This window comes from Aeromonas allosaccharophila, from assembly GCF_016026615.1.
In the GTDB taxonomy this organism is placed as follows: Bacteria; Pseudomonadota; Gammaproteobacteria; order Enterobacterales; family Aeromonadaceae; genus Aeromonas; species Aeromonas allosaccharophila.
In genome coordinates this window covers 289006-300746 of the sequence record NZ_CP065745.1, presented here as the reverse complement: position 1 = coordinate 300746, position 11741 = coordinate 289006, and the positions used below count along the sequence as shown (strand labels likewise).

The 11741-nt window shown below is 59.8% G+C and carries 8 protein-coding genes; 5 read left to right on the top strand and 3 right to left on the bottom strand.

The features are described from left to right. Positions 1-26: 26 nt before the first annotated feature. From dnaJ to grpE, 3 genes are all read right to left on the bottom strand, one after another. Positions 27-1169, bottom strand: coding sequence for a molecular chaperone DnaJ (gene dnaJ, locus I6G90_RS01300; protein ID WP_033136595.1), 1143 nt, complete (start codon positions 1167-1169; stop codon positions 27-29). Positions 1170-1270: 101 nt separating this feature from the next. Beyond that, positions 1271-3199, bottom strand: a complete 1929-nt coding sequence (dnaK, locus tag I6G90_RS01295) for a molecular chaperone DnaK (RefSeq protein WP_042058174.1) — start codon at positions 3197-3199, stop codon at positions 1271-1273. Positions 3200-3497: 298 nt separating this feature from the next. Beyond that, positions 3498-4073 (bottom strand): nucleotide exchange factor GrpE, encoded by a 576-nt coding sequence (gene grpE / locus I6G90_RS01290; RefSeq protein WP_042058176.1) that lies wholly within the window; start codon positions 4071-4073, stop codon positions 3498-3500. A gap of 292 nt (positions 4074-4365) precedes the next feature. Here grpE and nadK point away from each other — a divergent pair, with 292 nt between their 5' ends. The 5 genes from nadK to I6G90_RS01265 all read left to right on the top strand — a co-directional run bounded on the left by nadK (position 4366) and on the right by I6G90_RS01265 (position 11740). Continuing rightward, positions 4366-5250, top strand: coding sequence for an NAD(+) kinase (nadK, locus tag I6G90_RS01285; RefSeq protein ID WP_042018657.1), 885 nt, complete (start codon positions 4366-4368; stop codon positions 5248-5250). Between the two features lie 251 nt (positions 5251-5501). After that, positions 5502-7166, top strand: coding sequence for a DNA repair protein RecN (gene recN / locus I6G90_RS01280; protein ID WP_197929374.1), 1665 nt, complete (start codon positions 5502-5504; stop codon positions 7164-7166). Positions 7167-7461: 295 nt separating this feature from the next. Next, on the top strand, positions 7462-8352 hold the full coding sequence (locus tag I6G90_RS01275) for a manganese-dependent inorganic pyrophosphatase (RefSeq protein WP_197929372.1): 891 nt from the start codon (positions 7462-7464) through the stop codon (positions 8350-8352). A gap of 251 nt (positions 8353-8603) precedes the next feature. After that, entirely contained in the window at positions 8604-9767 is a 1164-nt protein-coding gene (gene macA, locus I6G90_RS01270) for a macrolide transporter subunit MacA (RefSeq protein WP_197929370.1), read from the top strand. Next, positions 9764-11740 (top strand): MacB family efflux pump subunit, encoded by a 1977-nt coding sequence (locus I6G90_RS01265; protein ID WP_197929369.1) that lies wholly within the window; start codon positions 9764-9766, stop codon positions 11738-11740. The genes macA and I6G90_RS01265 overlap by 4 nt, the downstream gene beginning before the upstream one ends. Position 11741: the final 1 nt, after the last annotated feature.

Below are 11741 nucleotides of genomic sequence, written 5' to 3'. Positions count from 1 at the left end.
GGCTCTTTTTATTCGGGTGGCTGAAATCAGCTGGTCAGATCGTCGAAGAAGCGTTTCACCCCTTCGAAGAAGCCTTCCGATTTCGGCTTGTGGGTCTTGGCAGCGGCACCGCTGAACGACTCGTCCAGCTGGCGCAGCAGCTCTTTCTGCTGCTCGGTGAGGTTGACCGGCGTCTCGATCACCACCTTGCACATCAGATCCCCTACCTGACCGGAGCGCACGGACTTGACGCCCTTGCCACGCATGCGGAACATCTTGCCGGTCTGGGTCTCCGGAGTGACCTTGAGCTTGACGCGGCCATCCAGGGTCGGCACTTCAATCTCGCCACCGAGGGCAGCTGCGGTGAAGCTGATGGGCACTTCGCAGTAGAGGTTGTTGCCGTCACGCACGAAGATCTCGTGCTCTTTGACGTGCACCTGTACGTAGAGATCCCCTGCCGGAGCCCCCGCTTCCCCCGCTTCCCCTTCGCCGGAGAGACGGATGCGATCGCCGGTATCGACGCCCGCCGGAATTTTCACCGACAGGGTCTTGGTGCGCTGGTAGCGACCTTCACCGTGGCACTTGCGGCACGGATCCTTGATGATCTTGCCGCGACCGTGACAGTGCGGGCACGCCTGCTGCACCGCGAAGAAGCCCTGACGCATCTGCACCTGGCCGGAGCCGTGGCAGGTCGGGCAAGTCTGGGCACTGCTGCCGGTGTGGGCACCGGAGCCGTTACAGACTTCGCAGTGAACCAGGGTAGGCACCTTGATCTCCTTGGAGACCCCGCGTACCGCCTCTTCCAGCGTCAGCTCCATGGTGTAACGCAGGTCGGAGCCACGGGCCGGGCCACGACGGGCACCACCACGGCCACCGCCGAAGATGTCACCGAATACGTCACCAAACATGTCGGCGAAGTCGGCATTGCCGCCAAAGCCACCGTGGCCACCGCCACCCTGGCTCGGGTCAACACCGGCATGGCCATACTGGTCGTATCGGGCACGCAGGTTGGCATCGGTCAGGACCTCGTAGGCTTCCTTGACCTCTTTGAACTTCTCTTCGGATGCGGCATCACCTTGGTTACGGTCCGGGTGATACTTCATGGCCAGGCGCTTGTACGCCTTCTTGATCTCGCGATCGTCGGCATCTTTCGCCACACCCAGTACTTCGTAGAAATCGCGCTTCGACATACTCATCCTGTGGTTACGCAGACGGGCGTTGGTTACCCAACGCCCGTGAATTCATTGACCAAGCCGATGGGCGAAGCGGACTTCGCCCATCTGGGTAGGGCTTACTTCTTGTCGTCTTTCACTTCTTCGAACTCGGCGTCGACGACATCGTCGTCAGCCTTGGCAGAAGAGGAGGACTGACCGGCATCAGCACCGGCTGCGCCCTGGGCCTGAGCCTGCTGCTGGGCAATTTCCATCAGCTTCTGGGACGCTTCCAGCAGAGCCTGCTGTTTGGCTTCGATGGCAGCCTTGTCGTCACCCTTGAGGGCCGCTTCCAGCTCGCTCACCGCGGCTTCGATCTTGCTCTTCTCGTCGGCAGGCAGGGCTTCACCGGCTTCGGTGATCTGCTTGCGGACGGAGTGGACCAGACCGTCAGCCTGGTTGCGGGCATGCACCAGCTCTTCAAACTTCTTGTCCTCGGCCGCGTTGGCTTCGGCTTCGCGTACCATGCGCTCGATCTCGTCATCGGACAGACCAGAGGAGGCCTGGATGGTGATCTTCTGCTCTTTGTTGGTCTCTTTGTCTTTCGCAGAGACGTGCAGGATACCGTTGGCATCGATGTCGAAGGTCACTTCGATCTGCGGCAGACCGCGCGGTGCCGGACGGATGCCTTCCAGGTTGAACTGGCCCAGAGACTTGTTGTCGCTGGCGCGCTTGCGCTCACCCTGCAGCACGTGAATGGTCACGGCAGACTGGTTGTCTTCGGCAGTGGAGAACACCTGGGACTTCTTGGTCGGGATGGTGGTGTTCTTCTCGATCAGCGCAGTCATCACGCTACCCATGGTTTCGATACCCAGGGAGAGCGGGGTGACGTCCAGCAGCAGTACGTCGGTCTTGTCACCGGACAGTACGGCACCCTGGATGGCAGCACCCATGGCCACGGCTTCGTCCGGGTTGACGTCTTTACGCGGCTCTTTGCCAAAGAACTCGGCAACGGTCTTCTGAACCAGCGGCATACGGGTCTGACCACCAACCAGAATCACGTCGTCGATCTCGCCAACTGCCAGACCGGAGTCTTTCAGGGCGACACGAACCGGCTCCAGAGAGTCTTTCACCATGTCTTCTACCAGGGACTCCAGCTTGGCGCGGGTCACCTTGATGTTCATGTGCTTCGGACCGGTGGCATCTGCAGTGATGTACGGCAGGTTGACGTCGGTCTGCTGGGCAGAAGAGAGCTCGATCTTGGCTTTCTCGGCGGCATCTTTCAGACGCTGCAGCGCCAGCTGGTCGTTGCGCAGGTCGATGCCCTGCTCACGCTTGAACTCGTCTACCAGATAGTTGATGACGCGGTTATCGAAGTCTTCACCACCTAGGTGGGTGTTACCGTTGGTCGCCAGTACTTCGAAGGTGGTTTCGCCTTCAACTTCGTCGATCTCGATGATGGAGATATCGAAAGTACCGCCACCCAGGTCATATACGGCAACCTTGCGCTCGCCCTTGACCTTGTTCACGCCGTAAGCGAAAGCAGCTGCAGTCGGTTCGTTGATGATGCGTTTTACATCCAGACCGGCGATGCGACCGGCATCCTTGGTAGCCTGACGCTGGGCGTCGTTGAAGTAGGCCGGAACAGTGATGACTGCTTCGGTTACCGGCTCGCCCAGGTAATCTTCGGCGGTCTTCTTCATCTTTTTCAGCACTTCGGCAGAGATCTGCGGCGGTGCCATTTTCTTGCCCTTCACTTCAACCCAGGCATCGCCGTTGTCAGCTTTGGCGATGGCGTACGGCATGATTTTCAGGTCACGCTGCACTTCTTCATCTTCAAAACGACGACCGATCAGACGCTTGATGGCGAACAGGGTGTTTTTCGGGTTGGTGATGGCCTGACGCTTGGCCGGCTGACCAACCAGGATCTCGCCATCATCGGCATAGGCAATGATGGACGGAGTAGTACGATCGCCTTCTGCGTTCTCGATCACGCGAGCAGTGTCGCCATCCAGAATAGCGACGCAGGAGTTGGTAGTACCCAGGTCAATACCGATGATTTTACCCATTTGACGAATCTCCAAATACTTTGAATAAACTGGCGAGGAACTCGCCTTAATGCGTTAACGGCTAGGTGGGGGCTGCCAATCTGGCTTTCAAGCTCCCGGCATCAAATTTTTTGTGCCGCCGCGGCCTTGTACCCTATATGGGGTCGCCAGACGCAGCTTCAAGCCCCAACCCTAAAAAACCACACCCTTTGTCATGGTTGCGCGGTCACGTTGAGCAGTGAAACCGGGCACCATGAGCGGGTGCTGCACTGCGAAACAAAAAGCCCGCCACGAGGCGGGCTCGGGTACCCACAACCAATCAGTCGACCGCTTTGGCGATCATCACCATGGCCGGACGGATCACCCGACCGTTGAGGTCGTAGCCCTTCTGCATCACGGCAATGACGGTGTTCGGGGCCACATCGGCACTCGGCACCATGCTCATCGCCTGATGAGCGTTGGGGTCAAACGGCTGATTGAGCGGGTCGAGCGCCACCAGACCGAACTTGGCCACGCCGCTCTGCATGGATTTCAGGGTCAGCTCGACACCTTCGATCATCGGCTTGAGGGCTTCGTTCTCCTTGTCGGCCAGTTCGATGGCACGCTCAAGGTTGTCCAGCACCGGCAGCAGTTCGCCTGCGAACTTCTCCAGGGCGAATTTGTGCGCCTTCTCGACATCCAGTTCGGTACGACGGCGCAGGTTCTCCATTTCGGCGGCGGTACGCAGGGCGCGTTCACGCTCTTCCGCCGCCTTCTGGATGGCGGTTTCCAGCTGCGCTTCCAGTTCGGCAATGCGGGCCTGCTCGGCTGTCACTTCACTGTCTACATCGGTCGGCTCGACTGGCTGGACTTCCACTTGCTCCATCGCTTCAACCTTTTGCTCTTCGTGGTTCATGACATCTCCAATTCCGGGGTTACTTATGAGGGCCCTGACGTCAGGTTGAGCGACCGGACGACAACAGACCGACTATGTTGGCGCTATTATGGGGATGCATCCCCGGCTTTCAAGGGGTAAAAGGCCAATCAGGGTGGATGATCTGCCGCAAGCTGCTGTTTCTTGGCGTTGCCGCTCACCCTTTAGCCAGCTGACTCAAGGGGATAGCTGCCCCCGTGACACAGGAGAGCGTCACAAGCGGGGCAAAGCACTGTATACTGGCCCGCAATACTCATCCCAGACCCGACAGACTATGGATTCTCCGTTCAAAACCATCGCCCTGATTGGCAAACCCCACCATGAAGGGGCCAACCAGACGCTGACCGGCCTGCATCAATACCTGACCGCCCGCGGCTTTCGGGTACTGGTCGAGAGCCGGGTCGCCCAGACCCTGAGCATCCTCGATGAAAACGTGATGGATCTGGTGCAACTGGGCCAGCAGGCCGATCTCGCCATCGTGGTCGGCGGTGACGGCAACATGCTGGGGGCGGCGCGAGTGCTGTCGCGCTTCGATGTGGCGGTGATCGGGGTCAACCGGGGTAACCTCGGCTTTCTGACCGATCTCTCGCCACAGGATTATCTGCTGCCGCTGGAGCAGGTGCTCTCCGGTCACTACAAGAGCGAACACCGCTTCCTGCTGGAGGCTTCGGTCTATCGCCACGGCGAGCGCAAGTCGAGCAATCTGGCGGTCAACGAGGCAGTGCTGCACCCCGGCAAGATCGCCCACATGATCGAGTTCGAGGTCTATATCGATGGCAGCTTTATGTATAGCCAGCGCTCGGATGGCATCATAGTGGCCACCCCGACCGGTTCCACCGCTTACTCCCTGTCAGCGGGCGGCCCCATCCTCACCCCCAAACTCAACGCCATCACGCTGGTGCCCATGTTCCCGCACACTCTGAGCAGTCGCCCCATCGTGCTGGATGCCGACAGCGAAGTGCGGCTGCTGGTCTCGCCAGACAATCAGGACGATGCCATGCAGGTGAGCTGTGATGGCCAGGTGACCCTGGCGGTCCACCCGGGGGACGAGATCCTCATCAAGAAGAGCCACCACCAGCTTCATCTGGTGCATCCCCTCGACTACAGCTACTTCCACGTACTGCGCAACAAGCTCGGCTGGGGCAGCAAGCTGTTTTAACCTGTGTGAGCCGACAACGGCATTGCCAGAGAGGGCGCCTGATTGGCGCCCTTCTCTTTTCTTTCGTGACAACATTTCCCTCTGCACTCCATATCAGTACCGCGCGTCAATGCTCAGTACCGCATTCTCATAGCCATACCACACTGGCGCACCTTTCCTGTGGTAAAAATGGCGGTGCCCTCTTTACTGTATATAAGACCAGTATATACTGGATGCATAAACAGTAATGTTGACCTATACAGGATGAGACCATGCTGACCCAGCTGACCGTCAACAACTTCGCCATCGTCAAGTTTCTCGAACTCGATCTGCAACCCGGGATGACCTGCATCACAGGTGAGACCGGCGCCGGTAAATCCATCGCCATCGATGCCCTCGGTCTCTGCCTCGGAGAGCGGGCCGAAGCGGGCATGGTGCGACCCGATAGCGACAAAAGCGAGGTCAGCGCCCGCTTCCTGCTGGACAACAACCCGGCCGCCCGCGCCTGGCTCGCCACCAACGAGCTGGAAAACGAAGGTGAGTGTATCGTGCGGCGAGTCATCTCCGCCGAGGGGCGCTCACGCAGCTATATCAACGGCGTGCCCGTCCCCCTCACCCAGCTCAAGAATCTGGGCCAGCTACTGGTCAACGTACACGGTCAACATGCCCACCAAATGCTGCTCAAACCCGACTACCAGCTCGCCCTGCTCGATGGCTATGCCGGTCACCATCTGCTGCTCGACGAGGTGCGCCAGCACTATCAGCAGTGGCGCCAACTGCAAAACGAACTCAACCGGCTCAAGGCCGAACAGCAGCAGCGGGAGGCCCGTCGCCAGCTGATCGAGTATCAGGTGCAGGAGCTGGACGAATTTGCCCTGCAGCCGGGGGAGTTTGAAGAGATAGAGGAGGAGCACCAGCGTCTCGCTAACGGCACCGAGTTGATGCAGGAGTGCGGCGCCTGCCTCGATCTGCTCTATGACAACGAAGAGACCACTATCGCTGGCCTGCTGCAATCGGCCGTCGATCGCGCCGAGGGGCTGGTCAGCATGGACAGCCGCCTCACTCCGGTACTGGAGATGCTGAACGAAGCCCTGATCGGAGTGCAGGAGAGCCACAGCGAGCTGCGCAGCTACCTCGATCGGCTGGAACTGGATCCCGAACGTTTCAACGAGCTGGAAGCCCGCCTTTCCAAGGCGATCAATCTGGCCCGCAAGCACCATGTCAAACCGGCAGATCTGGCCCAGCATCATCAGGAGCTGGCCTCGGATCTCGCCCGCCTCAATTCCGACGAAGAGCGGTTAGAGGGGATGGAAGACGAGCTGGCCGACGCCCGTCAGGCGTTTGTCCAGGCCGCCGAAGCCCTGAGCCAGAGCCGTCAGCGTTACGCTCAGGAGCTGGGCGCCAAGGTGACCAGTAGCATGCACGAACTGGCGATGCCTGATGGCCGTTTCGCCATCGAGGTGCGCCCCGACGCCCAGAGCAGCCTGTCACCGCTTGGTATCGATCGGGTGGAGTTCATGGTCACCACCAACCCGGGCCAACCCATTCAGCCACTTGGCAAGGTGGCGTCAGGCGGTGAACTATCGCGTATCAGCCTCGCCATCGTAGTGATCAGCGCCCGTAAAGTATCTACCCCGACGCTGATCTTCGACGAAGTGGATGTGGGGATCAGCGGCCCGACTGCCGCCGTGGTGGGTCGCCTGCTGCGCCAGCTCGGGGAGTCCACCCAGGTGATGGTAGTCACTCACTTGCCTCAGGTGGCAGGCAACGGCCACCAGCATATGGTGGTGAGCAAGCATACCGATGGCAAAACCACCGAAACCCAAATGAGAGCCCTTGATGAGACCGCCCGTCTCAATGAATTGGCACGTTTGCTCGGCGGCGATCAGATCACCGACAATACCCTGGCTAATGCTCGCGAGCTGCTGCGCTGCTGAATCAGGCGATAACGCGATTTGCAGCGATGGCGACTGACAGGGCGCTGACTGCGCAGGTACAGGCGAGAGCCATGGCCTGCGCAATCAGTAATAGCCAATAGCCAATAGCCAATAGCCAATAGCCAATAGCCAACTGTGAGAACTGAACTCGCGTCAGGATTACCGACCCAGATCAATAAAATGGCGAGTTAGGCGAAGCTGGCAGCAACATGGGCGTGGATCCGGTTGCCTTCATGCAGCGGATTTCGCATAGTGTTGCCCCCCTTTATGGGTATCCAATTGTGAGGCTTTGTCTATGATCCACGTTTTTGGTCACAAGAATCCTGATAGCGACAGTATCTGCAGTGCGCTGGTTATCACCGACTGGCTCAATGGCCAAGGCCGTCAGGCCACCCCATGGCGTCTGGGTGACCTGCGCACCGAAACCCGTTTTATTCTGGAACAGGCTGGCGTCAGCGAACCCGAGTTGCTGACCAAAGATCTGACCGGTGAAGATGTCTGGCTGGTGGATTTCAGTGATCTGGAACAGGGCCCCGCCACACTGGCACAAGCCAATGTACTGGGTCTGGTGGATCACCACCGTCTCGGCACTCTGGTCACCCAGTCTCCGCTGGATGCGTGGATCCGGGCCGTCGGCTGCACCTGCACCATCGCCTTCGATCTGCTGAGTCAGCAAGGCACCGTGACCCGCAGCCAGGCTCGCCTGATGCTGGGTGCCATCATGAGCGACACACTCTGTCTCACCTCGCCGACCACCACCGAGCAGGACAAGATCGCTTGTGAGCGTCTGGCGCCGCTGGCCGAAGTATCACTGGCCGAGTTTGGCCAACAGCTGCTGATGGCGAAAACCGACCTGAGCGGCCTGACCCCAGCTCAACTGCTACAGCAGGATGAGAAAGCGTTCCAGGCGGAAGGTTGCAACTTCATCATGAGCCAGATCGAAGTAGGCTGTGAGCAGCAGCTGGCCGAGCACCTGCCGGCACTGCAGCAGGAGATGGCCCAGCGTGTGGCGAGCGAAGGGCTCGACTTCTTCGTGCTGATGGTGACTGACCTGACGGCTGCCGCCAGCCGCATCTACTTTACCAAGCATCCGAAAGTACCGGCAGAGTCCAGCTACCACCCGGGCTTTGTCAGCCGCAAGAAGCAGGGCCTGCCCTGGGTGATGGATCTGCTGGCCAAGGCCTGATCCTCACTCGCCATAACCTATTCCCAAGCCCTGTCTCTGCGCAGGGCTTTTTTCATCCCCATCGTCAGCCGCACTCTCGCCCTCTCTTGCTGACCATCATGCTCACCCCTCCGCTCTCGCGCGTGTTCCTTCCGCTGCTTATTGACAGTTAACGCCATAACTTTGCTTACATATTTGCGGCTGTTATTTATCAGGGCTTTGCTGCAGGATAATCGCCGCGCACAACCTTCCCGTTTCCATTCAGGTGATCGATGAACATAACCCCCAAGCAGAGAACCCTGGCTATCACCATGCTGATCGCCGTGGTGCTCCTCGGCTGGCTGCTCTGGCCCAGTCAACCACCCAAGGCGATGTTGACCGCTCAGGTGACCCGCGAGGATATTGCCCAGACCGTACTGGCCAGTGGCGTGCTGCAGGCTGTTGAGCAGGTGGATGTGGGGGCCCAGGTCTCCGGTCAAGTTACCAAGCTGGCCGTCGAGGCCGGTGATCAGGTCAAACAGGGAGACCTGCTGGCCGAGATCGATCCCCTGATTGCCCAGAACAATCTCAAGACGGCCGAGGCGGAGCTCGCCAGCAACCGCGCCCAGCTCAAGATCAAGCAGGCGCAGCTGAAGCAGAACGAGCTCGCCTGGCGGCGCCAACAGCAGATGTTCAAACAGGAGGCAAGCTCCCGGGCCGATCTGGAGAGCGCCGAGGCACTGCTGGCGGTCACCCGCGCCGAACTGCAAAACAGTCAGGCCAATATCGACAGCGCCCTGATCAAGGTTGATCGGGCCAGAACCGAGCTGGGCTACACCAAGATCCTGGCGCCGATGGATGGCACCGTCATCAGCATTGTGACCCGTCAGGGCCAGACCCTGGCTGCCAGCCAGACGGTGCCGACCGTGCTCAAGCTGGCCAACCTAGAGACCATGACGGTCAAGGCGCAGATCTCCGAAGCCGATGTCACCAAGGTAAAAGCCGGTATGCCGGTCTACTTCACCCTGATCGGCGATCCGGATACCCGCTATCAGGGCACGCTTCGCGCCGTGGAGTTAGCGCCTACCAACATCAACGAGCAGGCCACCACCGGCACCACCACCAGCAATGCGGCCGTCTACTACTACGCCCTGTTCGATGTGCCCAATCCCGAGCATACCTTGCGGGTTGCAATGACCACCCAGGTGACCATAGTGCTCGGCGAGCGCAAGCAGGTGCTCACTGTGCCGCAAACTGCCCTCGGCAAGTCGCTGGGTGATAACGAGTATGAAGTCACCGTGGTCAAGGACGATGAAACAACCGAAACCCGCCATATCAAGACCGGCATGAAGGACGAGATCCGTATTGAGGTGATCAGCGGGCTGGCCGAGAAGGAGGAGGTGCAGCTCAATCACGGTACCCCCGCCGCCAATGATGAGATGGCGGTGATGCTATGAGTGAGCCCCTGAACCAGCTGCCGTTGATCCAGCTGAAAGGGGTCGAGCGACGCTACCAGAGCGGCGACAGCGAAGTCACCGTGCTCCACCCTCTTGACCTCACCATCACGGCAGGAGAGATGATCGCCATTGTCGGCGCGTCCGGCTCTGGCAAGTCGACCCTGATGAACCTGCTGGGTTGTCTCGATAGCCCGAGCGGCGGCCAGTACCTGTTTCGCGGTCAGGACACCGCCACCATGGATGCGTTGGCGTTGGCCAGACTGCGCTGCCACCACTTCGGTTTTATCTTTCAGCGCTACCACCTGCTGCCCCATCTCGATGCCGCCGCCAACGTGGAGATCCCCGCCGTCTATGCCGGCACCAGCCGCTCGGATCGCCAGGCGCGTGCGCGTCAGCTGCTGGGCAGACTGGGGCTGGCCGATCGCAGCCACCATACACCGGGCCAACTCTCCGGCGGTCAGCAGCAGCGGGTCAGTATCGCCCGGGCGCTGGCCAATGGCGGCGAAGTGATCCTCGCCGATGAACCGACCGGCGCACTGGATAGCCAGAGCGGCAAGGAGGTGATGGCGATCCTCAAGGAGCTGCACGCTCAGGGCCATACCATCATTCTGGTCACCCACGATATGAACGTGGCCAGCCATGCCGACCGGATCATCACTCTCAAGGATGGTCGAATTGAGCAAGATAGCGGCCCACGCCAAACGGCCACGCTGGCCCCAACCACCGTCGTAGACCCTCAAAAAATAGTGCCCACTACTAAAGGTGCCATGGGCCACGATTGGGATCGTTATCGGGAAGCGGGACGGATGGCGATGCATGCCATGCTCGCCCACCGGATGCGCACCTTCCTCACCATGCTCGGCATCATCATCGGCATCGCTGCCGTAGTGAGCGTGGTGGCGCTGGGGCAAGGGGCGCGCGCCAAGGTGATCGACCAGATCAATGCGATGGGCACCAACACCATCGAAATCTTCCCGGGCAAGGGATGGGGCGATGAGAAGATGGCCAGCATCCAGACCCTCAACAAGGGGGATCTCGATGCCCTGTTGGGGCAACCCTATCTTGCAGGCGCCAGCCCCGAGATCGGCAACTCAGGCCAGTTGCGCTATCGCAACAAGACCAACAGCGGCAACGTGACAGGGGTCGGCAACGACTATTTCAAGGTAAAGGGGATGACGCTGGTCAGTGGTCGCTTACTGGAGTGGCAAGATATCCAGCAACGTGCCGCCGTTGCCGTGGTGGACAAGAAGAGCATCACCAGCCTGCTTGGCCAGGAGGATCCGGTCGGCAAGGTGGTACTGGTCGGCACCTTGCCGGTGCGGATTGTCGGTGTGGTTTCGCAGGAGACCGGCTTCGGCCCCACCAGCCAGTCGGTCAATATCTGGCTCCCCTACAGCGCGGTGATGAGTCGCCTCATCTCGCAACACCACTTCAGCCAGATCACCATCCGGGTCAAAGACGGGGTACAACCGGCACTGGCCGAACAGGCGGTGATCGAGCTGATCACCAAGCGCCACGGGGTGAAGGATTTCTTCACCTTCAGCAGCGACAGCATCATCAAATCGGTGGAAAAAACCACCGCCACCATGACCCTGATGGTCTCGGCCATCGCGGTGATCTCGCTGATCGTCGGCGGGGTGGGCGTGATGAACATCATGCTGGTGTCAGTGGTCGAGCGCACCCGCGAGATCGGCATTCGCATAGCCGTGGGCGCCCGCCAGTCGGATATTCTGCAGCAATTCCTGATTGAGGCTGTGATGGTCAGCCTGCTGGGGGGGATCTTCGGCGTCGGCCTCTCGCTAGGCATTGGCGCGATCTTTTCACTGCTGGTGGACTCCATCAAGATGCAGTTCTCGCTCTTCTCCATCCTGATGGCCTTTGGCTGCTCGTCACTCATCGGGATCCTGTTTGGTTACCTGCCGGCACGCAATGCGGCGCGGCTCGACCCTGTTGTCGCACTGGCGAGGGAATAAC